A 25,368-nucleotide genomic window follows, 5' to 3' on the forward strand; every position below is an offset into this window, starting at 1 on the left:
TTTATTGCTTTACCATGCTAGTTTTCGAACGACGCTTTCCATCAAAAGAACGACTTCTCACCCGAACATCACCGTTAACTTTTATTGGTTTTTGATAATTCTGCCATTCGCCGCCAGCTTCTTGGTATTCAATTCCTAAGCCTGGGAAAGCAATATTTGCCTTTAGTTCACCATCGACTATTTTAGCGCCAACATTCGGTAAGCGATAAAAGACTTCTGCACTCTCTAACTTTGCTAACGCTTTTTGCCCAATCGTATTGGCAAAAGTGCGCCATTGCTCATCACGTTTAAGTTTGCGACTGTCATCAAAGGCATTAGTATGCTGACTATATTTAGCGCCTTGGTAATTATAGGGCACCGCCCAGTCGGCTTTATGCCACGCCCTTTCCGCCAAAGCGTACAACCTTGGAAATATTTTATATTCTGCCATGGTGTCTGTGCGGGTATTTTCACTCCATAGCTGGCCTTGAATACCATAGAATTTTTTCCCCACCGCTAATTGACTGCTACTATCATCGGCAATATAAGGATTATCTTCTCGATTTAGCCAAATTTCCGCATGTACGGGTAAATTATCAGGCATAAACTGAAACACTTTTTCAGTATTACTATGACGTGATGCCCAATAGTAGCCGTGTTCTTTTGGGTCCGCCTCGTATGGGAAATCAAAATATAAAACATCTGGGCTAGAAATAACCACTTGCCAATCTCTATTTGTTAACTCGTGCACTTTTTCATGGCCGCCGTTAAACAAGACATCCCAAGCATTTGATTGCACAATGGCTGGCATCTTCTCTTTGCGAGTATGGGACAAACCATCACTCCAACCTGCGGTTTCAATATCTAAATCAGAAAGAATGCTGGCAACACGCTCAATAAAGTATGCACCTAATTCACTCATACTAGTTACACCATGAGTATTATTGGCGACAAAAGCTTCACAAGCAGGTGAATCAATCCAAGCACCAGCCGTTTCGTCAGCCCCGATGTGATAGCGCGTTAACGGTTGCTCAGCATCAGCATGTATTTTTTTCACTTGTGTCATCACTTCGTGCACAAAGGCATATGACGACTCTAAGCAAACATTAATGGTGTTGTCGTTATAAAATTGCACTGACGAATATTGAGTAGTGTCTAGTGGATCATACAAATTAAATTGTTGCGCTTTTTCTTCATTTTCCGCCAGCGCATATTTTTTACTTCGAGCTGTCATGGCTTTAATTGCAGCCCTTGAATGGCCTGGCATATCAAGTGATGGGATCACCTGAATATGTCTAGCACTTGCCGCTCGTAATATTTCCTGATAATCAGCAACACTATAATAACCATTAACATTACTTTGATGATCAACACCAGCCCCCAACTGTGGCTGTAAACAAACCTCGTCTTGTAAATCAAAACAACGATTCGAGCTGACTTGAGTTAATTCTGGCAGTGATGGGATTTCTAATCGCCAACCTTCATCATCCCCTAAATGCAGATGCAATTTATTAAGTTTATAAGCTGCCATTTGCTCGAGTAAACGTAAGATAAAAGCTTTTGAGTGAAAATTACGAGCAACATCAACTAATAAACCACGAAACTGATAATGAGGTTCATCATCAACTCGTACTTGCGCTACATTAAGATTGTTTGGCATTAATAAACTGGCAAGAGACTGCAAGCCGTTAAAAACACCAGCGCTATCAACACCAATAATTTCTATTGTTTGATTAGAAATATTTAATCGATAGCTGCCCAATAACTTAGTGCTATCAGCTACTACTGATAATGTTGTGCTAATACCTGATGGGTTTTGCTTAACCCCCAAACGTGCCAAGCGCGTTAAAGCTGCTGCAACTGTATTTGGTGCCAGCTCATTATAGCTAACATTAATACCTTGGCTGAGATCTAGCGTTTGAGCATGGCTGTCGACAATCATCTGCTTCGGCGTTGGAATGATCTTATCGCTGACATCAACTAATTCTTCACCTAACTTAAGATTACGTTGATAAAGTTGAGCAGCATTTATCCATTGCGTGTTGTCATTGGCACTACTTTTAAATTGCTTTTCAATATCAGTATAAGGCACTACAAAATCTAAGGTTTCCAAACCTGTTTCTGCATCAATGCTCGCCATGGTACTTTTTATGACTTGTGGTTTAATGCCTTGTTGTTTATTGCTGGCATTGGTGACACTAACAATATAATTGGGAATAGCATCTGATTCTGATAATGAGACGGACATCGCACGATAAAGTAAATATTTAGTCTCATTTTCGGCAAAGCCACTAAAGTTCTCCGTTAGTGATATTTGGTGTAAATCACCGTTAATGTGCTTAACACTAAATTCCATACTTTCATAAGATTGAATTGGAGCAACTTGACTAAAGTGTATTTGCCAATCGTTAGTAGTAATTGCTTGTTTTGCCGTTAATGCCAGTTCCACCTCAAAGCATTTACCACCAGCAATTTCTTGTTTGCATTTGTCACTAGGAATATTCGTGACAAGTCGATGCCTAATTTGCAAATTGTCAGCGATATTTCTGATATCACTGGCTACGCTTAATTGTGTATTTTCACTATTTTTTCCGCGAACTTCACTGTTAGCGTTTTGGCTGCTTGTAGTATTTTTTCCACAAGCGCTAACCGTTAATATCGCCAAAAATGTTAGCGTAATTGATTTTTTAGACATAATTACTCTCAGGTATTCCCATAGTCAATGTTAGCGAGGCATAGCAAGAAAACAGGCTATGCCAATAAATTTATATTGAGCTTCACGTCAAATTGATTAATCTTGAAATGCGTTGCAGTGAAAAAATGCAAGCGTAGATAGGTGCAAGAAAGTTATCTTTCTTTATTGCGTCAAATGCCTCAGATGCCAACGCATTAAGTTTACTTTCATCAACAATATACAGCCCTGTTAAGTTAACCTCTGTACCTTGATTGCTTTTAACCGTTAGTGCCTGTGGCGAAACTAACTCATTGCTGACCAGTAACTTAATAAATTGTTGAGTAGCTGGCATTTGTGCATTGAATTTTGACATCAAGTCAATTTTATTAGCCAGAAATTCTGACTGTTGACCAGCGTTTACAAACAATGATTCACCGTCTGTTTCTGTCACAGATTTTGCGTCAAGATCTATCGCAACAATTTGTTTATCTTCACCATCTGACGCTGGCATTAGCGCTAACGGGTAACCTTGCAGTTGCGTTGGAATATATTCCGCTTGCCAGTGTTCAGAATTAGTAAATAAATTTTCATTCGGCGTTAGCCCGACTAACGCTACCAAATGAAATTGACCTGTTTTAGCGTCTTTAATAAAAACAATAGGGTAATCGGCTTGCGCTTGGGTCAACTCAAATACCGATAGCGGTACAACATGTGAATTCGCTGCGTGAGCATAACTATTATCGACTTTTATTTTTATATTTTTATGTTGATTACTATTCAACGCTTGAAAATTAGACATGCTTTATCCTTAAAAATTGTTAAATGGCTTGGAAGTTGTGGTTCTTCAGCTGCTCAATTAAAGCCCTATTAGTAGGTAGCTGGGTCAACAATTGCTGAGTTATTTTTTGATTTTTTTGCGCAATATTATCTGCCATTATTTTTTGAGTAAATGACGACGCGTTATAATCAAGCTGCTGTGGGAATCCCATGCCATGCAATACATACTGGTAACTGTCTTGTAAAAATGGCTCATACACATGAGTAAAATCATATTGACTAATGGGCTGGTATCGCCAGTTTTCGACTTGCTCTTGTAATCGTTCTGGCACCGATGTTAAAACTTTATTTGCCTGCCAGAAGTCTTCTGTACGATTTGATAAAAAGTAGTGCAACTTGATAAAATCAATCGTTTTTTCCCATCGATAAGTAAATGAGTCGTTGAACTTTTTCTCCACCATAGGCAATAAACTGCGATGGCGTGGAAATTGATCACAGAGCATATTCGCTGAGGCTTCAATAAGAAAGATAGCTGACGCTTCTAACGGCTCAACAAACGCAGCAGATAAGCCGATAGCTACACAATTTCGGTGCCAGAATTTTTCTCGGTAACCACAATTCATTTTTATTCTACGCGCTGATAACTGTTCAGCTTGTGGGCCAACGTATGCTCTTAATGTTGCTTCAGCTTCATCATGGCTAATAAAGTCGGAGCAATAAACGTAGCCAGTTCCACGGCGGTTAGCTAAGCCAATATCCCATGTCCAACCAGCGCTTTGCGCGGTTGAAATGGTGGCACTATTTATATCTTGCTCGTCAGATAAATAAGGCACTTGCATTGCGATAGCGTTATCGGTAAATAAGGTGTCTTTTATCGACTTAAATTTAATACCATAGGTTTCCCCCAGTAACAGACACTTAAAGCCTGAGCAATCAACAAAGAAGTCTCCTGATATCACTCCTGCGCTATCAGTTTCAACCGCATGAATATCGCCTTGCTCATTCACATTAACTTTAGTGACATTCGCACTGAGATAATTCACGCCAAATTTGTTACAAGATAGTTCTTTTAAAAACTCGGAGAATTTACCTGCATCTAGGTGATACGCATAGTTAACAAGGCCTTCATAGGCTCGATTTGTCATACTCTTCGGAGCTAAGCCCTGTTGGCAAATAGCAGCTTGCGGACTAATAAAATCTGCATAAGTTGTGCTTTGGTCCGACATTGACCAATATGGACTCAAATTAAACTCGTCAGCACCAACAATACTACTAAATAAATGATAATAGTGGTTTGGCTTATTTGATTGAGGTGTATCCTTCCAATTGACAAACTTTGTTGCTTGCTTAAATGACGCAAAACAAAAACGCATAAATTCTGCTTCATCAATATCTAACTCGGCCAATGTTTTTCGCATGGTTGGCCAAGTTCCTTCACCAACACCAATTGTTGGAATATCTGGAGACTCAATTAAGGTAACCTGCACAGAATCAGCCGCAGAGCTGTTTAACTTTTTAGCTAATTTTGCTGCAGTTAACCAGCCAGCAGTGCCACCACCAACAATAACCACTTGGTTTATAATACTATTCATTTACTGCCTCTACACCTTGTTAAAACCATGCTGTAAAACTTGGTTAATAAGTTCTCGTTGCTCAGGTAATTTATCAATTAGCATGCTGCTCGCTTTGTCAATACGGCCAAACATTTCTGTCGCTTTAACAGAGTCACTATAAGTAGCACTATGTTGGCTAATATCCGTTGTAAAATTCATGCCATAAAGCACATATAGGTAGCTATCCAAATTAAAAGGTTCCCATGCATTATCGAAATCATACTTTGTTGGAGGCTGTGTTTTCCAAAAGTTTAATCGTTGAGCTAAATGCGATGGAATACTTTTGGCGTCACAGTTGTCTATCCAATAATCACTATCTCGACGTTGCGAAACACAATAATGTAATTTAATAAATTCCACCGTTCTTTCCATGCGCATAGTAAAATGTTGGTTAAATTTTTCTTCAACATAAGACATTTGCTCACGAGTACGTGGAAACTGTGCTGCTAACATATTTGCAGCGGCATCAAACAAATAAATAGCCGACGCTTCTAAAGGTTCAACAAACCCTGCAGACATTCCGATAGCAACCGTGTTTTTATGCCAAAACTTTTTATGGTAACCATGATTTAGCTTTATTTTTCTAATACTAAGATCTTCTGAATAATCACTGCCTATATAATCAATAAGTTGTTTTCTTGCTTGGCTTTCATCGATATATTTACTGCTATAAACATGCCCTACACCTCGACGCTCTTGCAAACCAATATCCCATATCCAGCCAGCAGTTTGCGCTGTCGCAACTGTGTGGGTTTTAATTGCGTTTTGATTATCTTTATAAGGAACTTGCACAGCTAACGCGGTGTCATTGAAGATAACATCGCTTATGTCGTGCCAATCGATATTATAGGTTTGCTTGATGATCAAACCTTTAGCACCACTACAGTCGATGAAAAAATCAGCGGATATTGTTTTTTCTGACTCATGATCAGTTTCAACTAAAGACACAAAGTCATCTTCATCTCGCACTATTTTGGTCACATTGGCACTGACAAATTTGACACCTAGCTTGTTTATACAATGTTGTTTTAAAAAGTGGGCAAATTTATTCGCATTGAGGTGATAAGCATATTCTTGAGCGGCGCTGTATTCTGCCATAACAATTTGTTTAGGAGCCTTCCCGGCATCACATAGCCTGGCTTGTGAAGCAACAGCTCTGTCATAAGGTTTTCGGGAATCTTTATCTTGCATTAACCAGTATGGCGCGAGGTTAAAGTCATAAGATGAATGGCTAACGGTACTTAGCGGGTGATAGTAGCTTGATTGTTCATTCTCATTTGCTGACTTTGTCCAATTAACAAATTCAGCACCTTGTTTAAACGTCGCATCACATTCACGAATAAAGTCAGTTTCACTAACGCCAATTTTACGCAGTGTTGCTCTTAAGTTTGGCCAAGTTCCCTCACCAACTCCCAAAATTGGAATATCAGGCGATTCGACTAAGGTAACTTGAACACCTTCCTGCAATTTACTATTGAGGCTTTTAGCTAGTATTGCAGCACTTAACCAACCTGCAGTGCCACCACCGATAATAAGGATATGATCATTTGTTGCGGTCATTTTATTTTCTCATAGTACGGTGAATCAAACATTAGCTATAGCAAAACGATTCAATTGAGGAAAGAGTTTAATTAATTTGAGGTTAAAATAAACTTGAAAGGGAGGGAGAGTTCCCTTCCAAGTTTAAGGTTACAGCTTATAAACGATATGAAACTTTCAAGAAGATATTACGACCATTATCTGCTGCTAAACGCATTGCGGTGTAACCTTCACCAAATCGTTGCGTTGTTGTTTCATTGAATAAGTTCGTACCTTCAATACTCACATCTAAGTTTTCAGTGGCATGCCATGTAGCATTCATATCAAAAATGCCGTAAGAATCCCAGTTTGTGTCACCACCAATACCAGTAGAAGGCGAAATAAAGCTATCACGGTAGGTATATGCGGCACGTGTTGAGAACATATCATTTTCAAAGTAAGCACTTAGGTTATAACTAAGCTTTGATAAACCAGATAGTGGCTTCTCAACGATGGCATCATTTTCTTCTTGTAAGCCAAAGCCTTCGGTATAAGTTACGTTTGCAGACCAGCCAAACTCACCCATCTGTTGTTGATATTGAGCTTCAACACCTTGGAGTTCACCGCCAAGACCTTGACCTGGCTCACTAACAATATAGGTAGTACCATTCGCCTGTATTCTACTTTCATTGGCACCAGGGACTATAAATGAGCGGATATCTTTATTAAACAAGGTTGCTGATAACAAAGATTCGTCATTAAAGTACCATTCCAAGCCAATATCGGCCTGTGTTGCACGATATGGGTCAAGCTTAATACTACCACGAGTAATATTTATTGATGCTGCTCCCGAATTAGAAGACGGAATATTAGCCGCTGGGTTTAAGAAGGTGTAATTAGGACGACTAATAACTTTAGCTGCTGACATACGTAAAATAACATTGTCAGTTAGGTTTAATGCTAAGTTAAAGCTTGGTAACCAATCACTATAGTCACTTTTTTCTGTTTCAATTCTTGTGGTATCGATATAGCCATAATAATCAGCTGAAGTATCGGTAGCAACATAACGTAAACCTAAGTTACCTCGATAATCATCACCACTGAAATCACCTTGTACATACATGGCAAAAATATCTTCTTTAATAACACCATAGCTTGATGTATTTAAACTTTCACCTGTTTTATGTGCATTGTAATGAGCACGTAATTTGTCACCACTTACTCGTGCAATATTGGTTGGTGAACCCGCTAACAAACCAACGCCAGAGTGGTTAAAGTGGCCGTCGGCAAATGATGCTTTAGTAATGCCAGTAGTTAAACTATCATCAAACGTCCAGGCATTTGAGTAGCTGGTAAATTCATGGTCACGTAATTTAACACCGGTTTTAAAATTCGAAACAGGTCCCCAGTCAACATCAAAGTTAAAGTCAACTTGAGCAAAAGTTTCTTCATCTTTACGGAAGCCAGCAGTAACAGCACCATTATTCAAAATGTACTCTGAGTGATCACTAGCATCAGTGCCATTTGGTGACAATAACATTGCCCCATTACCCGTCATATCAAAATCAATTGAAAGATCGCTATTACTTGAAACCCAACCAGCATTGTAGTTACCACCGTCACCACCCGTTGCTTCGGTAGTACCTATTTTGGCATTAACCGTATAAGCATCAGCGCTATACTCTATTTCATAGGCTAATACTTCGGTATCCATTTTAGCATTACGAGTGTTTTGATCATCAAACGGCGCACCTGCATAATTACCATTTAAGGCAAAACCATTATTAGGCCCAAAACTTGTTGCACCAGTAACTCTATCATTAAAGCCTGGTTGAGTTACGCCATCAGCATCGACATACTCTACTGGTTGAGTTCCAGCAATAATCAAATAGTTTTGGTTACTGTTTGCGGCATCTAAATCCACATGAAAGTAGTGTAAGTTCATCGATAGTGAATCAGATGGCGCATACTGAAGTGTTAAATCAATTGCATCACGTTCACGGGTTTGTGCAAACTCCGCAATACCAGCACCGGCCCAGCCATCATCCATATAGTTTTCAGCTTTGTGAGCACGACCTATAGTTTCTAATGTTGATAAGGCAGCCAAAATACCAAAGTTTTCATCATTGTTCTTCCAGCTATACATGCCAGTAAAGCCTTGGCCATTTTCATCAGCAATACTATTGTCTTGATATTCAGCAGATAGAAATAGCGTGTTTGCGTCTAATTCTAGAGGCTTACGAGTGCGCACGACCACTGTACCGCCTACGCCACCTTCATCAAGAGTTGCTGTTGGTGATTTATAAACATCAACACCAGCAACTAGCTCTGGTGGTAATAAGTCCATATCAAACGAGCGCTTTGCTGCTTGTTGAGAAAACCAACCTGTTGAAGCAACATAATTACCATTCATGCTAACTTGAGTTAGCTCTGAGTTGGTACCACGGATAGAAACATCACCACCTTCACCAGCAAAACTTCGAACAATGCTCACACCTGGAATTCTTTGTAGTGATTCAGCAATATTGCGGTCAGGGAATTTACCAATGTCTTCAGCTGAAATGGAGTCTACAACCGCATCAGCAAAGCGTTTTTGGTTGAGCGCCTCTTTAAGTGAGCCGCGAATACCGGTAACTTGAATTCGTTCTACTTCTTGCTCGGCGTTAGCGGCATTATCTTCTGCAGCCATTGCAAATGGTGAAGCACCACCAGCAAGAACCATAGCGATACTGCTCGCCAACACGCCTTTTTTAAATGTTTTAGATGACATCGACTTTCCCTTACACACGTTTTATATAGTAGTTATTTTGTATAACCTTGTTGAAGACAGCGCTGTCTTTAATTCATGACAGCGTTGTCATTGGCTAACTAAAACCTTACACAATAATTTTCATTTTGGCTACAGTTGATTACAAATTAATCTATGGTTTTTCACTAATCATTTGATAATAAAGAAATTAAATTTTATTTTTTTCATAATCATTTACTTAAAAATAAGCATAAATAGTAATTTAGTATTCACAAAAAATGAATAAAACAATAGAAACTGCGTAACTATTCGATAAAAGTGCATAAAAAAGGAGGCTATTAACCTCCTACACTTTAAAAAATTTTATTGTCATTGAGCTGCGAGGTAATAATTCATCAACTGCCTAGTTGAACAGTCATGGTTATCGGAGAGAGTTTTGCTTTCCAATTCTTGTTGAATATTAGCGGCTAAGCCCTTGCCAAGCTCTACTCCCCACTGATCAAAAGAACAAATTTGTAAAATAATGCCTTGTACAAAAATTTTATGCTCATACAAAGCAATGAGTTGTCCTAGGTTATGTGGGTCAATACGCTTAAGTAGTAAAGTGTTGGTTGGCCGATTACCTTTATGAACCTTATGTGGTGCAACTTTATCGACATAATCTACCGACCTTCCCTTTGCCGTTAAATCTTCTCGAACTTGCTGTTCATCAACGCCGGTCATTAATGCCTGCGTTTGCGCAAAGAAATTAGCCATAAGGGTTTCATGATGCCCCTTAACTGGCGTAACACTGGCAACTGAGCCAATAAAATCGGCGGGAACCACATTATTACTTTGGTGTAAATATTGGTAAAAGGCATGCTGGCCATTAATACCCAGCTCTCCCCAAATTGATGGCACTGTTGGATAATTAATTTCTTCGCCGTCCCAAGTTACAGACTTACCATTACTTTCCATTTCCGCTTGTTGCAAATATGCCGCCAACATATGCAAAGTTTGATCATAAGGTAAAATGGCTTGAGATTTGGCCCCTAAAAAAGTGGTATTCCAAACACTGAGCAGTGCCATAATCACTGGCATGTTTTGCTCTAATGGTGCCGAAAGAAAATGGCTATCCATCGAGTTTGCGCCGGCTAATAGCTGTTTAAATTTATCAAATCCTAAGTCTAATGCTATGGCTAAACCAATTGCCGACCATAATGAAAACCGGCCACCAACCCAGTCCCACATATCAAAAACATTTTCTTGTTTAATACCAAATGACATCGCATTAGCGGTATTAGCGGTAACAGCGACAAAGTGTTTAGCGACAGCCTTTTCATCGAAAGATGCTGCCGTTAACCAGTTAATCGCCGTTTTGGCATTGGTCATAGTTTCAGTGGTGGTAAAGGTTTTACTGGAAACAATAAACAGCACTTTTTCTGGCTCAAGGGGACGTAAAATTTCCGCAATCTGAGCACCATCAACATTTGAAACATAGTGAACATTGACGCAATTATCACTGTAGTGCTTTAATGCTTCGGTCACCATTTGTGGGCCTAAATTAGAGCCACCAACACCGATATTGACAATATCTGTGATACGTTTACCTGAGTAGCCAAGCCAGCGACCTTGCCTAACTTGCTCGACAAATAATGCCATTTTTTCTAATTGTTCATTCACTTGCTGACTAATATTTTTACCATCTAAAATTAGCTCTTTATCCACTGAGCCACGCAATGCGGTATGTAAAACGGCCCTATCTTCAGTTTTATTTATTTTTTCGCCGACAAACATTTTATTGCGCCAACTTTCTAACTCACACTCTTTGGCTAGTTCAATAAGGCTTTGTTTTGTTTCGCTATCAATGAGATTTTTTGAATAATCGAGCAGCATATTTGGCAATTGAACTGAGAACTTTTCAAAACGCTGTTCATCTTTAGCAAATAAATCATTCATGTGCTGTGATTTCATATCATCAGCATGTTTAGCTAATTTCTTCCAGCTAGTTAATAATTGGCGACTCGACATTTTTATCCTCTAAACGAACAAAGATTGAATTATTGATTGCACTTTATTAACAAATGACAGCGCTGTCAATTATTAAATATTTCAGCGACCTTTCGAACTACAGATAACTTTTAGATTAAAAATTCACGATTAAGGTTGCTGACTGCCAAGAGAAACAATACTCTTATGCGCAATAATGAATTTTTTGAAAAGAACAAATTAAGGCTTTACCTTCAAATGAAAGCAACCATTAATGATGTAGCCAAACAAGCAGGCGTTTCGATAAAGACTGTATCTCGCGTCATGAATAATGAACCTTCAGTACGACAGCCGACTCGTGAAAAAGTTATGGCGGTTGTAGAGGAACTAAACTATCAGCCGAATTTAGCCGCGAGAAACTTAGCAGGGACTAAATCATTTAGTGTTGCCTTCATTTACGACAACCCAAATGCCTACTACGTCATCGATATGCAAAATGGCATTTTGTCGGCGTGCAAAAAGCAAGGCTTTGAACTGCTCATTCACCCTTGTGATGCCAAGGCTGATAACCTACTCGACGAAATCACCCAAATGGTTAAACATTCACGCATTGCCGGCTTAGTGCTAACACCACCATTTTCAGAGCAACCTGATTTTGTACAGCAAATGATAGACCTTGATATCGAGGTTGTTAGAATTGTTTCAGGCGATATTGCCCCAGATGAAATTGCCCCTTGTATTATGGTTAACGACCACGCTGCGGCACATAGCATCACTCAACATCTAATCGATTTAGGTCATAAAACCATAGGGTTTATTGCGGGTGAAGCTGAGCATAGATCCACCGTGGAACGTCTTAGAGGCTATAAACAAGCATTAGCAGATAATGCCATAATGATAGACGAATCACTTATTATTAATGGTGAATATTCTTTTGAATCTGGCGTCAATGGTGCCAAAGACTTGCTTAGCAGAGCAGAAAAACCCAGCGCAATATTTTCCTGTAATGATGAAATAGCGGCGGGGGCACTATTTGCCTCACGCTTAATGGGTATGTCTATTCCAGAGCAATTATCGATAACGGGGTTTGAAAACAGTCCGTTCTCACGTCAAACTTGGCCAACATTAACCACAGCAGATCAACCGAATCAAAAAATTGCCGAAGATGCCGCCAATTTACTTATTGCCCGCTCTCGTAAGCAAAAAGTTAACCAAGAAACTCAACTATATACGCCTAAACTAGTGGTGCGCGACTCAACCGCAGCAGCATCATAAGCCTTGCTGTAATTATATCGAGTATCCCTTAATAAACATGGCGATACTCGAGCGTAAATAGCTATCGACCTCAGCTTCCGATATTTGCTTTTTGGTATTAAACTCAACCCGCATCCAACATTCCCCTTTCGCCATATTTAAAAACTGTAATGCTGCAAATTTTGGCTCAGGGATATTAAGCTGATTTTTATTATGAAAATCAGCCATTAACTGCGCAACTTTATTGGCAATACGCTCAGGGCCTTCTTGGTAAAATAACTCAGACAGTTGCGGGTACGATTTAGATTCATATGCACAAATTTTATGTATAGCTATAGCTTCTTTGGAAGTTAACATCGCCAAAAAACGTTTGGCTAGAACAAACAATATTTCCGCAGGCTCACTGGCATCGGCAACAGAAATCTCTGTCATATGATAGGAGTCGCACTTTTGTTTTATCGACGCAGCAAATAATTCATCTTTGTTGCCAAAGTGACTATATACCGTTTGTTTTGAGACGTTAGCATTTTTCGCTATCAAATCCATGCTGGTTGAACTATAACCTTGCTCGGTGAAAAGTATCGTAGCGGCATCTAGTATTTGTTTTCTTTTACTTTCACTTTTACTTCGAACATTTACCATACAACCGCTCACCACTATCAATTAAAATACTAAAATTAATTCAAACAAAGACTACATCACTTGTAGCAAATTATGCCTGTTAAAAAATTCACTTACCGCATAATTGCATAATACAAACTAATTGCGGCTAACAACAACTAATTCCTATCTTCAACAATATCTTTTCCAATGAATGAGCAATAAACGATAAGCAAACCTTAGCTTGAATTAGTACATAAAAATTTACAATTGCATTATAACATACAACAAAATGAACTGGACAGTCTAGTTTGATTAAACTAGACTCAACAGTCTAGTTAATAGTTTTTATTTTAAGGCTTATTTCGTGTCTACATTTCAACGTGCTAAATCACCATTTTCAGTTGTTAGCCTCTTTTTTGCTGCTGCTTTGCTTAGCGCTTGCTCAAAATCAGATGATGTTACTGAGCAAAACGGCAATTATCATCAAAGTGCTGATATTCAAACAATATCACCGAGTGAGTTTTATCAAGTATCGCGAGAATATATTGGTAAGGTGGTTAGTAAACAGCTCGCTTCACTTAGTTTCGAATACAGTGGTAAAGTTGAAAAAGTGTATGTTGACAGTGGTGATTTAGTAAAAAAAGGCCAATTACTGGCCGAGTTTAATACCGAATTGCTGGCGATAAAATTACAGGAAATTGATGCCAGTATTCGTCAATTGAACGCACAAGCTGAGTTAAATCGCTTAAACTTAGCTCGTATTAATGAGTTAAATACCAAGGGTTATAGTTCGAAACAAACCTTAGATGAATTAGAAACCGAAAAGAAAGTGATTAACGCCGATCTCTCTCGCCAGCAAGCTAATAAATCCACAATTAACTATCAAATTTCAAAAGCACAACTGCATGCTCCATTTGATGCAGTGGTAAGCACACGCTCTGTTGCCGAAGGTGAAATATTCAGCGCTAATCAAACAGCCTTTGAGTTATTCAAACAAGCTCACCACGAAATATCTGTCGGTGTACCAGTGAAAGTGGCTCGCGAATTAGCCATTGGCCAAATACTTAATGTTGAGCTTGGCCAACAGGACATTTCAGCTGAAGTGCTGGTTATTGGTAAACAAGTTAACCAAATCAGTCGCACGGTTGAATTACGTTTAGCCGTTGCTAGCCAATCAGCTTTCTACAACGGCCAATTAGCAAAAGTAAAAATTCTTCAACGAGTAAATCAAATGGGATTTTGGCTACCATTAGCAGCGTTAACCGACGGCATCCGTGGCCAGTGGAATATATTTCAAGTGAGTCAGGACTCAAACAACTTGTTTGCCATTAAGGCCACAACAGTTGAGGTAAAATATTCTACGCTCGATGCCGTTTATATTACGGGCTTACCTTTAACACCGCAGCAAGTCATTGTTGCCGGCGTACATCGTTATGTACCAGGGCAAATAGTAAAAAAAGCACCAGTCGGTAATAATCAAACCGCTAAAGCAGGCAATGAATTATGATCCGTTCTTTTGTCAAAAATGGCCGATTAATGTCATTGGTTATTGTGCTACTAATTGTCGCCGGTTTAGGCGCACTAACTAATTTACCTCGTACAGAAGACCCTAGGATCACCAACCGCGTAGCCAGTGTTATCACTCAATTTCCCGGTGCTAGTGCTGAACGTGTAGAAGTGCTCATCAGTGAAAAAATTGAGCAAAAGTTACGAAAGCTGCCCGAAATTAACTTATTGACCTCAACCTCTAGGCCGGGAATTTCAATTGTAAAAGTACAATTACAAGATGAAATTACTGACACAAAGCCAATCTGGTCGCGAGTGCGAGACTTACTCAACGATTTAAATCCTAGCTTTCCAACCGGCACATTAACACCGATTTTGGAGGATGATCGTGGTTACGCTTATACGCAAATTATCTCGCTTAATTGGCAAGGTGATGGCACCGAAAACATGGCGATGTTGGGCCGATATGCTAATGAATTACAAAACCAACTAAAACTTGTGCACGGTACCGATATTGTTAATATTTTTGGTCGCGGAGTTGAAGAAGTGTTGGTAGAAATTGACCCACTTATCGCCAGTCAACTCAACCTTTCGGCACAGGAAATCTCTCAGTCAATCGGCAGTGCCGATGCCAAAGTATCGGCTGGTCAATTAACCAATCAATTTAACCAAATGCAAATTGAATTAACCGGTGCGCTAAACAATACTGAGCGCATCAGTAATATTTCAATAAAATCAGACGAAAATGGCAATTTACTGCGCTTAGGTGATATTGCTGAGGTTGTTAAAACGGTTAATTATCCTCCCACTGAAATTGCTATGGTTCATAACAAGCAAGCGGTGGTGGTTGCAACACGAATGCTACCTAACTTACGTATCGATCAATGGAGTGCTTCGGTTGAAAAAGAACTGACGGCGTTTGCCAAAACCTTACCAAGCAACATATCCTTAGACGTTATTTTTGATCAAAGTAGCTATACACAAACACGCCTAAGTGACTTAGTCAGCAATATCGCGGTAGGCTTTGCTATCATCGCGGTTGTGTTACTGATCACCTTAGGTTGGCAAGCGGCAATAATTGTTGCGCTTTCCTTGCCACTGACAGTTTTGTTTACCTTATCTGTGATGAATTTTTATGGTTTACCTATTCATCAAATGTCGGTAACAGGTTTAGTCGTTGCCTTAGGAATTATGGTCGATAATGCCATAGTGATGGCTGACACCATAAAAACTAACCGAGAAAATGGCCAGCGTCGGCTTGATGCGGTGTCAAATGCGGTCAATCACCTTTGGTTACCGTTACTTGGCTCAACATTAACCACGGTATTGGCCTTTATGCCAATTGTACTCATGCCAGGTCCTGCTGGTGAGTTTGTTGGCGGCATAGCACTTAGCGTTATTTTTTCATTGTTTGGCTCTTATATTATTTCTCATACCATAGTTGCGGGCTTAGCCGGACGCTTCATTAGTAAAAATAGCCATGGAGAAAATCGTTGGTATCAGCACGGCATCACCATTCCGGCGCTTAATCAGTGGTTTATCACTGTGTTAACTTGGTCACTCAAGCACAGAAAAACCGTGATCGCTTTAGTTTTTTGTATACCACTGTTTGGCTTTATTGCCGCAAAACAACTTTCTGAGCAGTTTTTTCCGGCCTCAGATCGAGATATGTTCCAAATTGAATTATTTTTACCCGCGCAAAGTAGCATTGTAAATACTGAACGCACCAGTGCTGAACTTACCGCATATTTAGAGCAACTTGACGGCATTAAATCAGTGCATTGGTTTATCGGCAAGAATGCTCCATCTTTTTATTACAATTTAATTCCATCAAAAGATGGCGCGCAATACTATAGCCAGGCGATGGTAACGGCTGACAGCTTTCAAGACGCTAATCGTCTGATCCCAGAAATTCAAATAGCCCTCGATGACATGATACCAACGGCACAAATTCTGGTCAGAAAATTAGAGCAAGGCCCGCCATTTAACGCACCCGTTGAACTACGTGTATATGGGCCAAATTTAGATCGTTTAAAAACTATTGGTGACGACATTCGTGCTTTTATGGCGCAAACAGAGGATGTCACTCACAGTCGCTCAACACTGCAACCCGGCACACCAAAAGTATGGATAGAGATTAACGAAGCAGAAGCGAATTTAGCCGGTTTGTCGTTAGTACAAGTGGCCGCGCAACTCAACACCACATTATCCGGCAAGCGCGATGGTTCAATTATCGAGTCAACCGAATCAATTCCGGTGCGAGTAAGAATAGGCAATGATAAACGCGACGATTTAGCTGCGCTAGAAAGCATTAATATTATTAACCCCAATGGCAACCAAGCCATCCCACTGACAGCAATTGCCAATTTAGAAGTAAAAGCAAGCCGTGGTGCTATTCCACATCGTAATGGCGTCAGGGTAAACGTAATAGAAGCTTATATTAGGGCTGGCGTATTACCATCAGTCGTTCTTAATCGCGTTAAAGAAAAAATGGCAGAAGCGAATTATCAATTGCCAACTGGCTATCAACTTGAGCTAGGTGGTGAGTCGGCAGAGCGAAATAAAGCGGTCGGGAAATTACTCGCTAGTGTTGGTTTAATCATGACCTTATTATTAACCGTTGTGGTTTTGTCGTTTAACTCATTTCGCTTGAGCGCCATTATCTTTTTATCTGCATTTCAATCAATTGGTTTAGGATTATTAAGCATTTATATTTTTGATTACCCGTTCGGATTTACCGTTATTATTGGTTTGCTCGGTTTAATGGGCTTAGCAATAAATGCCGCGATAGTGATCATTGCTGAATTAAAAATGAATGAAAAAGCGGTACAAGGGGATAGTAAAGAAATTATACGCTGTGTGCAAAGCTGTGCTCGCCATATAAGTTCAACAACGATCACCACTGTTGGTGGTTTCTTGCCATTAATTTTAGCGGGTGGAGGCTTTTGGCCACCATTTGCTGTTGCTGTTGCTGGCGGTACCGTATTAACCACAATATTGTCGTTTATCTTTGTACCAGCAGCATTTTCACTATTTAGCCAACGTAATGCATTTGAACTCACCAAGCAAGCACCGTTGGCGTTATCGAATGGCTAACGTAGAGCTAGTTAATCGTTTCATTCTTTGACATTGATAACACCATGACATTGCCTGCATGGATGCAGGTACTTAGTTTTTGTCTGGAACAAAAAAACTGACCGTTCATCGACGTGCATGGATACACTAATGCCGTGAAGCTATGGATGGCTACGAACGGCCTGAACATCGTCATTCTTTTCCATCCATGGAACCATGACATTGCCTGCATGGATGCAGGCACTTAGTTTTTGTCTGGAACAAAAAAACTGACCGTTCATCGACGTGCATGGATGCACTAATGCCGTGAAGCTATGGATGACTAAGAACGGCCTGAACATCGTCATTCTTTTCCGTCCATGGAACCATAACATTGCCTGCATGGGTGCAGGTACTTAGTTTTTGTCTGGAACAAAAAACTGAACGTTCATCGACGTGCATGGATACACTAATGCCGTGAAGCTAAGGATGGCTAAGAACGGCCTGAACATAAAAAAACGCAAAGTGTTACCACTTTGCGTTTTTTTATGAGTCAGGATTAAAACCACTCTTAATTTTTTCAATCCGCTCTTGATGCCGATGATGGGCCTTTAGCCCTGCGATTGCGAAAGCACCGACAATGGCAACAATGGGGATCAATAGTGATAATGTTTCGGGTCTTAATAACGTTTCTAACCATTCCATCGGGTAACCTACTTTAATATTTATTTAGTTGCTCAATTATTCTTCGAAATATGTTCCCCAACCATCATAATCAACTTTACATTGTTTTGCTAATTCAAACATGATTTTTGTTTCTTCAAAAATAATATCAAAGTCTAATGCTTGCTCTGTGACGATATCAAAAGCGAATACTTTCTCACCGGTTTCTAGCTCAGCTTCTTCTGGCTCTTCAATTTCAAAGCCCATCTTAAATGCTGAAACAGCAGCCTTTTCTAACACCTCAAAATCAACACTAGAAAAATGATGCTCAATAGTATGATGAACTTCTTCATTGGTACCATCTTCAATTAATGCGGCAATTAATTGCTCGGTATGCTCTTGCCACTGCTGCAATTCTTCATCTATCATTATTTTATCTCACTCGGTTGTTCTTCATTTGACTTTTTATCTTTTGGCATGACAATTTCATGGCCGGTTTCTTTATTAAGCTCTTCAAGCTTCACTGCCATTTTGGCACGAGTTTGGTTAGCAATAGCTCTAACTTTATCTCGATCATCAACTGAAATATTAACCGGCTCCAAAAGCTCAATAATCATTTTGCCATTGTTCCACCGATTTAAATTAATTGTCTTATGGGTGTTACTGGCACAGATAGGTACAATCGGCACTTCGGCTTTTACCGCGGTACGAAACGCTCCGGTTTTAAAGGGTAACAATCCGCGACCATAGCTGCGTGTACCTTCCGGAAAAAGCCAAACCGATAATTTTTTCTCTCGGATTTTTCTTGCCGTCATATCTATGGTATTCATGGCTTTATTTTTATTATTGCGATCAATAAGAATATTACCCGTTAACCAATACATTTGACCAAAAAACGGGATCCACTTTAAGCTCTTTTTGCCAACACTAACCGTGCCGGGCTGCACCGCGCCACTCACCGTGAAAATATCATAACTATTTTGATGATTACAAATATAAACAACCGGACCAATATCTTTCACTGAATCAGGAATGCGAACCTCAACCTCTAACCCTAAGAGCTTTGAAACTTTGCCCATATATTTTGCAGTATGGTGCACATTGTCACGATGAAATGGGCGAATTAAACAATACAAACAAGAGCAAATAGAGATGATGATTAAGGCAATAGTCATCAAGATAATACGAATAACAGCTAACAAAAGGCAGTCCTAGAAAATTTATGAGGCGTGATTATACCTTTAAATTCACAAATAGCTAAATCTACACGCGAGCTTTTTGTTGTCTATTCGTTTCAAACGCATTGGCAAATCAATACGGCGACGCTAAATTTGCAGAAAAGATATAGACGACAAGGCTATAGAGCCGAAACACCAGCCGCTTCGATCACAGAGTTAACATTAGCCCGTTCAATAATTTTCACTAAAGTCGTTTGTATCACCTCACAGTCTCTCGCTTCAGTGTCGCTAGTAAAGCGCTGTTCCTGAACTTCAGCCGCTTCGTCTAACATAAACTGAACAGCGACCTGCGTTGCACAATCAGCATTTTTACCAAAATAAACAATCGTTATTTGAGGGTAGCCCTTAAAGCCTGCTTTAACTAACTTTGCTATTCTTTTTTTAGCTTTATCGATATGCATATTGACCCTATTTTTTATGAATTGAAAAACTTGCCGTAATAGAGTCTGTTGATCTTTCATTTTAGTTGCTGCTACGGGCTAAAAGATCAACAGACCTTAGGCTAAAAGTTATATACCACACCAAGTAATGCGACATTAGTTTTATCATCTGTAGCGATAACACTATCAGATATTTCATCGCCTAAACTCGTTGCCGTTAACGCGGCAATGGCAGCCCAGTTTTTCGATAGTTTATAGGTACCAATAACACCTATAGTCGCATTAACCGTGGCATCATCCATACCGTAATAATAACCGACCATATCTTTGTCTAAGCGTTCAATACGGGCATTTAATGTTAACGTTTTTTGCCTATCTGCAAATATGGTGTAGTTGGCACTGGCATAAAATTTAGCGCCATCCGCATTATCAGAAACATCTGTAACATAGCCAGCGTCAAGATTAAGCTTTTTGTAGCGATAAGCGACATTGAGCCCCGCCATAATAGAGGCATCACGATCACCCCAGGTTTGCGCTAGTTCACTATTTTTAAGATCTTCTTTGTCATAACCACTATGACTTGTCACTACGCCGCCAAAACGAAAACCGTTGTCATTTTTATAAAACCATGCACCTAAACGGTTAAACTTGAAATAAAACCTATCGTTGTATTGAACATTGATTACTGGCAAAACCGCACTTTTGCTTTCATCGCTACCAACAAACTCAGGTAGACTGGCAACGGCTAATCCCACTTGGCCATGTAGGCCTTTTTTAGCCTGTGCTCCGGTATCGGGTAATCGGTTAACGTCATTAATGCTAGCTGCTAGTGACGAACCAGAAAAAAGTGCTAACGCGAGTAAAGAAATTTTCATTGTAAACATCATCCTAATTGTTGTTATGACAAAACACCGCTACGATAAATTTATTATACGTAAAGATATGACGGCAAGATTAACGTGCAATCTGAATTTCGCGATATTTCATATAAAGTAAGCGTAAATTTTCATATTCAAATGCGGATCCTGAAGCGTAATACCTAAATGGCAATGACGCTCTGGCATCAATACTTTGTAACAGTGATAAAAATAACTCTTCATCTGCTTTCATGCCGAGTTCATCAACCGCTTGCTGATAGGCGAGGCTATCAAAAACCAAACCTGTGGCATCACGTAATGACGATGGCCCCAATAGCGGTAGCACTAAGTAAGGACCTGTATCGACTCCCCAATAGCCTAATGTTTGGCCAAAGTCTTCATTTTGCTCAACTAAACCAGCCGGTGTTGCCACATCAAAAAGGCCCGCTAAGCCAACCGTTGAATTAAGCGCAAAACGTCCGAAGGTTTCACCGGCAACCGCTATTTTCAATTGTAATAGCGAATTTATAAAGGTTGGAATTTCACCTAAATTATTGAAGAAGTTACTTATACCTGTTTCAATAAAGTCAGGAGTGACTTTTTTGTAGCCAGCGACTACTGGTAACAACACATACTTATCCGCTTTAGCATTGAAATAATACATCCGACGGTTAAAACCTTCCCAAGGATCAGCATACGCGTTCATTAACCCTAGATCTTGCTCGTTAGGTAGCGGGACTTTCGGGCTTACTGCATCCTTTTCAAGCTTAGGCACGGCCGAACAAGCCATTAATAAGCAAGCCAATAAAATACAGCCCGCTTTACTACATTGAATTTTTAGTACTGACATTACTGCACTCCTGGGCTAAACGTAGCATTTACATGGTCAACAAAGCTGATTCTGTCCATGTTGCCGCAGTGACCACCACGAGCAAATATCTTCGCGCGTTCAGCAAATAACGTTTGTAAATAATCGACCTCACCAGGAGCCAAAATAATGTCATCACTATTGGTGACTAAGTGAATTTTATCTGCAGTTTTCAAGTAATCTTCAATGGCGTATAAACTATAGCGATGAATGAGGTCGTCTTTGGTGATGTTGGCATTTTCCAACTGCGCTCGCGGTAACATCGCGCCTTCAAAATAATTGACAAAAGTAATATCGCTGGCGCGCTGCATTGAGTGAGTTAAACTTTCAAACTTATCAATATCATGATTTTTATAGGTGATTGCACCGCTATTAAAACTAGCATCTAACGCAAATATCATATCAGATGATGACATTCTAAATGATGCGCCAATTAAGAGCTTTAATTCCGCTTCAGTTAAATGTGCATTTTTAAATAAACTAAAAATTGAGTCTTGATCAAAATTCGAAGATTCTTGCGCGGCATAACCATCAGAAAAACGGGCAAATATTTCATCAAACATCGCGATTGCCGCTTGTCGATTGCTACGTAAGTCAAAGTATTGATCTAAAATACTCACGGAGTTGTATAAACTCACAGGTGGGTTAATGAGCAAAACCTTTTCAAAATTAAACACTTTTCTCTCTTCGTCAAGTAACGAAACAAATGCTGAGTGCGCGCCACCTAAACTATAGCCGGTAATTGCAAATGAAGAAGCGCTGACTTGCTCTTCGTTTTGCACTTGTTGCCAAACCAACTCCATGACATCGTACAACTCTTCCGCGTCGTGGGATAAGTTACCCGGCATATATTTAGTGTTGTTCGAATTAACGATAAAATTAGCAAAAGTCGGTGAAGACAGAGAAATAACATGATAACCCTGCTGATAAAAATTCTTTTGTAAGTTGATCATCTTAGCACTGTCAAAGCCTGCACCAGTACCAGCAATAACAAAAATAAGTGGCGCGGTAACGTCTTGCTTCAATAACGAATAATTCATTTTCTTATTGAACCAAAACACCTCAGGAATTTGTGCTAAAGGCTTTATCGTGATGCTCTTGTTGATCAGCGGAACTGACGCTAATAAATCAGCTTTCGGCTCCTGACAATATCCAGTAACCGTCGCTTGATAGCGAGAATAGGCTAAATCACAAACAGGTTTGGTAACAACTTCAGGTTGGGGGATATTGCTACACGCAGCAAGCAAAGTAACCAATACAACAGTGACAAAACGCACTCATATTCTCCTTAACAATCATTACTTAAATTTAGATGCACAGAGACAAGGTTCTTATAGACTCACATACATTCTCTGTTAATGCTGTTAACTCCAAAGCTCATCATGGACTAACGATAAAAACTATAATAGCCCATGAAATTTAAAGAGTTTTAGCTTTTTTAAAGATAATTAACATTCTAGCCTCTACAGCAATAAAAGCATCTAAATTAATACGGAAACGGAAAAATAATTATTTTTTCTCGCGGCGAGCAATTCATTGTCTATAGTTAAATTATCGCGCGAAAATAATAACAAGCGCATCCACACCAATTTTTACGCAGTTTTCAAACTTGCCTTAAGGTAAATTTAGTACGTAAAGGGGATAATATGAGATCGGTTTCAGCCTTCAGCTTATGTTACAGCATACTGTTTCTACTAATTCTATGTAGCGGTATGAGCTATGCGCAACAGCCATCGTTTGCAAGCAATGCTTCTAAAACAATATTAGACAAGGCAACAAGGCAAATGCCTCGTTTCCCCCCGACGTTAAGTTCTTTTAAAGAATCGGAACTATCGACAATTGAAAATGCATCTTTAAGTATTAATGGTGCTAGCAATAACCAGCAGCTAGAAGAGCTATTTGCCATTGATGAGATGAAGCATTTACAGCAAAAAATAGACTTAAGATTTCAAACTGGCTTGTACAGTTTAAAAAATAATTACGTACTATCAAATCATCATGCCACATTGCTATCTAAGCAGCTATTAGCGTTAACTTTATCTCAACATGAATTATATCAATTCGGCCGATTTCGTACCGAAACCGGTTATAGCCGAGCAAGCAATATTAACCAACATAGTTTCAAAGCGTTTTTGCATAGTGCCTATAGTGTTGTCAATAAAGGCCGCTTTGATATATCGGTCACCGCCAGTATTGAAAGTATTAAATCAACCCCAAGCTTTATTAATATAGAGTCGCGGCTACAACCTGCGGTTTACACTGCTAACAATGAACAATCAACCAGTGCAACTATTGGACTTATTGGCAGCTTTGATTTATCAAATCATTGGAGTTTAATTGGTGCCGTAACAACAAGCCATTTAACCAGCGAAAAAAACAACACGTTATTGCGAGAAGAAAAAGCCCAGAAAATGGCTCTCATTGGTACAACCTACTCATTTTAGTATTAATAGGGTCTGTTGACCTTTCATTTTTGCCTCTGCTATAGACTAATTTTAAAGATAACAAGACGAAAAATGTGCAATGTAGTTGCTCTACTTTAACGTTTTTCAACGAGGTTAGGTTGAAAATTAGTCATAGCTCTTCGAGTTGCCTTGAAAAACTGCCTCTCAGTGTTACTAAATGTGCATTTGGAACAACCAAATTTTACATTAAGTGCCTTGATAGCCAGTTTTTCAAGGTCAACAGAGTTATAAACTGAAAGATCAACAGACCCTAGAAGCTGTTGATCTTCAATGACCAACTATTAGCGTGGGAGTAAAAACAGAAAAGGCCAATAAAATTGGCCTTTTTTAATCTATCACTTGTCAGTTGCACCAAAGTAATCGCTACAGTACTTTTCGCTTAACCGGCAGTTTCATTTAAGATATAGCCTTTGCCCCACACCGTTTCTATGCGGGCGCATTGCATGCCGTCATTGATTAATTTATCACGTAGTTTTGAAATCCGAACATCAACCGTGCGCTCAACACCATTATATTCACGATTTAACAGTACATTATATATTGCGTCTCGGGTCATTACTCGACCAACGTTACGTAACAACAAGGCTAGCAACTGAAATTCAAATGAGCTTAACCGAATTGGTCGCCCATCAATTTCACATTTATTGGCTTGTGGATATAAAGCAATATTGCCAACCCTAATGGCATGTAATGGCCGTTCTTCTTTCGCGGGCTTGCGGCGTAACATGGCATCAAGTCGCACTTTTAGTACATTCGGCGACACAGGTTTAGTAATAAAATCATCGGCACCTAACTTGAAGGCACTGATTTGTTCTTCATCGGTTTCACGTGCCGTTAACACAATAATCGGCTCATCATATACTTCTCTAAGTTCATGACAAACGTGAAAACCATCTAACTTAGGTAACCCAATATCTAAAATCACCAAATCGGGTTTAAATTGACCAATTGCATCTCGCGCTAAATCACCACGAAAGACTTGATGCACGATAAAGTTAGATTTTTCTAAAAAGGATTTAATTAAATTCGAGACCATACGATCGTCTTCGATAAGCAATATCTTTTTCATATTGCTTTCAACAGGTGTTTCTTTTTTCAAACCAAACATAATCTATTCCACAAAAAAATTGGCAAGTCCGATTTGCAAAGTATAAATGTCTAACAGCTACAATAAGGTATGATAATGTTGCTACCACAGTAAC

General features: G+C 39.4%; 19 protein-coding genes. 4 read left to right on the forward strand and 15 right to left on the reverse strand.

Annotation, left to right across the window (positions count from 1 at the left end; translation table 11 throughout):
• Position 1: 1 nt before the first annotated feature.
• The 6 genes from AC27JP_RS04030 to pgi form a co-directional block, all read right to left on the reverse strand.
• Entirely contained in the window at positions 2 to 2,674 is a 2,673-nt protein-coding gene (locus AC27JP_RS04030) for a family 20 glycosylhydrolase (RefSeq protein WP_487112296.1), read from the reverse strand.
• Positions 2,675 to 2,756: 82 nt separating this feature from the next.
• Complete coding sequence (locus AC27JP_RS04035; protein ID WP_487112298.1) at positions 2,757 to 3,452, reverse strand: SapC family protein; 696 nt, start codon at positions 3,450 to 3,452, stop codon at positions 2,757 to 2,759.
• Positions 3,453 to 3,471: 19 nt separating this feature from the next.
• Positions 3,472 to 5,022, reverse strand: coding sequence for a tryptophan halogenase family protein (locus AC27JP_RS04040; RefSeq protein ID WP_487112300.1), 1,551 nt, complete (start codon positions 5,020 to 5,022; stop codon positions 3,472 to 3,474).
• A 9-nt stretch (positions 5,023 to 5,031) separates the two neighbouring features.
• The gene (locus AC27JP_RS04045; RefSeq protein WP_487112302.1) at positions 5,032 to 6,603 is read right to left on the reverse strand and encodes a tryptophan halogenase family protein; all 1,572 of its coding nucleotides are present in this window, start codon (positions 6,601 to 6,603) and stop codon (positions 5,032 to 5,034) included.
• A 136-nt stretch (positions 6,604 to 6,739) separates the two neighbouring features.
• Positions 6,740 to 9,331, reverse strand: a complete 2,592-nt coding sequence (locus AC27JP_RS04050; RefSeq protein WP_487112304.1) for a TonB-dependent receptor — start codon at positions 9,329 to 9,331, stop codon at positions 6,740 to 6,742.
• 348 nt (positions 9,332 to 9,679) lie between these two features.
• A complete protein-coding gene (pgi, locus tag AC27JP_RS04055; protein WP_487112306.1) occupies positions 9,680 to 11,320 on the reverse strand; it encodes a glucose-6-phosphate isomerase in 1,641 nt (546 codons plus the stop codon).
• Positions 11,321 to 11,536: 216 nt separating this feature from the next.
• On the opposite strand from pgi, the gene AC27JP_RS04060 reads away from it, so the two are divergent.
• Positions 11,537 to 12,553: a LacI family DNA-binding transcriptional regulator gene (locus AC27JP_RS04060; RefSeq protein ID WP_487112308.1), complete on the forward strand. Its 1,017-nt coding sequence runs from the start codon at positions 11,537 to 11,539 to the stop codon at positions 12,551 to 12,553.
• Positions 12,554 to 12,565: 12 nt separating this feature from the next.
• Here AC27JP_RS04060 and AC27JP_RS04065 read toward each other — a convergent pair whose 3' ends face one another.
• Complete coding sequence (locus AC27JP_RS04065) at positions 12,566 to 13,174, reverse strand: TetR/AcrR family transcriptional regulator (RefSeq protein WP_487112310.1); 609 nt, start codon at positions 13,172 to 13,174, stop codon at positions 12,566 to 12,568.
• A 325-nt stretch (positions 13,175 to 13,499) separates the two neighbouring features.
• Here AC27JP_RS04065 and AC27JP_RS04070 point away from each other — a divergent pair, with 325 nt between their 5' ends.
• Together AC27JP_RS04070 and AC27JP_RS04075 are read left to right on the forward strand one after the other, a co-directional pair.
• A complete protein-coding gene (locus AC27JP_RS04070; protein ID WP_487112312.1) occupies positions 13,500 to 14,642 on the forward strand; it encodes an efflux RND transporter periplasmic adaptor subunit in 1,143 nt (380 codons plus the stop codon).
• Positions 14,639 to 17,737, forward strand: coding sequence for an efflux RND transporter permease subunit (locus tag AC27JP_RS04075; RefSeq protein WP_487112314.1), 3,099 nt, complete (start codon positions 14,639 to 14,641; stop codon positions 17,735 to 17,737). The genes AC27JP_RS04070 and AC27JP_RS04075 overlap by 4 nt, the downstream gene beginning before the upstream one ends.
• Before the next feature lie 504 nt (positions 17,738 to 18,241).
• Here AC27JP_RS04075 and AC27JP_RS04080 read toward each other — a convergent pair.
• The 7 genes from AC27JP_RS04080 to AC27JP_RS04110 form a co-directional block, all read right to left on the reverse strand.
• Positions 18,242 to 18,400, reverse strand: coding sequence for a hypothetical protein (locus tag AC27JP_RS04080; protein WP_487112316.1), 159 nt, complete (start codon positions 18,398 to 18,400; stop codon positions 18,242 to 18,244).
• Between the two features lie 36 nt (positions 18,401 to 18,436).
• Complete coding sequence (gene rraB / locus AC27JP_RS04085; protein ID WP_487112318.1) at positions 18,437 to 18,787, reverse strand: ribonuclease E inhibitor RraB; 351 nt, start codon at positions 18,785 to 18,787, stop codon at positions 18,437 to 18,439.
• A complete protein-coding gene (locus AC27JP_RS04090) occupies positions 18,787 to 19,560 on the reverse strand; it encodes a 1-acylglycerol-3-phosphate O-acyltransferase (protein ID WP_487112320.1) in 774 nt (257 codons plus the stop codon). Before AC27JP_RS04090 ends, rraB begins: the two co-directional genes overlap by 1 nt.
• A gap of 155 nt (positions 19,561 to 19,715) precedes the next feature.
• A complete protein-coding gene (locus AC27JP_RS04095; protein ID WP_487112322.1) occupies positions 19,716 to 19,997 on the reverse strand; it encodes a hypothetical protein in 282 nt (93 codons plus the stop codon).
• Between the two features lie 101 nt (positions 19,998 to 20,098).
• Positions 20,099 to 20,851, reverse strand: coding sequence for a MipA/OmpV family protein (locus AC27JP_RS04100; protein ID WP_487112324.1), 753 nt, complete (start codon positions 20,849 to 20,851; stop codon positions 20,099 to 20,101).
• A gap of 79 nt (positions 20,852 to 20,930) precedes the next feature.
• A complete protein-coding gene (locus AC27JP_RS04105; protein WP_487112325.1) occupies positions 20,931 to 21,683 on the reverse strand; it encodes an MlaA family lipoprotein in 753 nt (250 codons plus the stop codon).
• Positions 21,683 to 22,978 carry a hypothetical protein gene (locus AC27JP_RS04110; protein WP_487112327.1) on the reverse strand — a complete coding sequence of 432 codons (1,296 nt, stop codon included), beginning with the start codon at positions 22,976 to 22,978 and terminating at the stop codon, positions 21,683 to 21,685. The genes AC27JP_RS04105 and AC27JP_RS04110 overlap by 1 nt, the downstream gene beginning before the upstream one ends.
• Before the next feature lie 507 nt (positions 22,979 to 23,485).
• Between AC27JP_RS04110 and AC27JP_RS04115 the strand changes: the two genes are divergently transcribed.
• Positions 23,486 to 24,145 (forward strand): hypothetical protein, encoded by a 660-nt coding sequence (locus tag AC27JP_RS04115; RefSeq protein WP_487112329.1) that lies wholly within the window; start codon positions 23,486 to 23,488, stop codon positions 24,143 to 24,145.
• 400 nt (positions 24,146 to 24,545) lie between these two features.
• Here AC27JP_RS04115 and AC27JP_RS04120 read toward each other — a convergent pair whose 3' ends face one another.
• On the reverse strand, positions 24,546 to 25,274 hold the full coding sequence (locus AC27JP_RS04120) for a response regulator transcription factor (RefSeq protein ID WP_487112331.1): 729 nt from the start codon (positions 25,272 to 25,274) through the stop codon (positions 24,546 to 24,548).
• Positions 25,275 to 25,368: the final 94 nt, after the last annotated feature.

The organism is Colwellia sp. SU-HH01172 (genome assembly GCF_057553355.1).

Coding starts and splice junctions, on each gene's coding strand:
- rraB (WP_487112318.1), bottom strand. CDS start 18,787: ATGATAGATGAAGAATTGCAGCAGTGGCAAGAGCATACCGAGCAATTA.
- AC27JP_RS04030 (WP_487112296.1), bottom strand. CDS start 2,674: ATGTCTAAAAAATCAATTACGCTAACATTTTTGGCGATATTAACGGTT.
- pgi (WP_487112306.1), bottom strand. CDS start 11,320: ATGTCGAGTCGCCAATTATTAACTAGCTGGAAGAAATTAGCTAAACAT.
- AC27JP_RS04065 (WP_487112310.1), bottom strand. CDS start 13,174: ATGGTAAATGTTCGAAGTAAAAGTGAAAGTAAAAGAAAACAAATACTA.
- AC27JP_RS04105 (WP_487112325.1), bottom strand. CDS start 21,683: ATGTCAGTACTAAAAATTCAATGTAGTAAAGCGGGCTGTATTTTATTG.
- AC27JP_RS04040 (WP_487112300.1), bottom strand. CDS start 5,022: ATGAATAGTATTATAAACCAAGTGGTTATTGTTGGTGGTGGCACTGCT.
- AC27JP_RS04080 (WP_487112316.1), bottom strand. CDS start 18,400: ATGGAATGGTTAGAAACGTTATTAAGACCCGAAACATTATCACTATTG.
- AC27JP_RS04050 (WP_487112304.1), bottom strand. CDS start 9,331: ATGTCATCTAAAACATTTAAAAAAGGCGTGTTGGCGAGCAGTATCGCT.
- AC27JP_RS04115 (WP_487112329.1), top strand. CDS start 23,486: ATGCCTCGTTTCCCCCCGACGTTAAGTTCTTTTAAAGAATCGGAACTA.
- AC27JP_RS04045 (WP_487112302.1), bottom strand. CDS start 6,603: ATGACCGCAACAAATGATCATATCCTTATTATCGGTGGTGGCACTGCA.
- AC27JP_RS04095 (WP_487112322.1), bottom strand. CDS start 19,997: ATGCATATCGATAAAGCTAAAAAAAGAATAGCAAAGTTAGTTAAAGCA.
- AC27JP_RS04120 (WP_487112331.1), bottom strand. CDS start 25,274: ATGTTTGGTTTGAAAAAAGAAACACCTGTTGAAAGCAATATGAAAAAG.
- AC27JP_RS04100 (WP_487112324.1), bottom strand. CDS start 20,851: ATGAAAATTTCTTTACTCGCGTTAGCACTTTTTTCTGGTTCGTCACTA.
- AC27JP_RS04075 (WP_487112314.1), top strand. CDS start 14,639: ATGATCCGTTCTTTTGTCAAAAATGGCCGATTAATGTCATTGGTTATT.
- AC27JP_RS04035 (WP_487112298.1), bottom strand. CDS start 3,452: ATGTCTAATTTTCAAGCGTTGAATAGTAATCAACATAAAAATATAAAA.
- AC27JP_RS04060 (WP_487112308.1), top strand. CDS start 11,537: ATGAAAGCAACCATTAATGATGTAGCCAAACAAGCAGGCGTTTCGATA.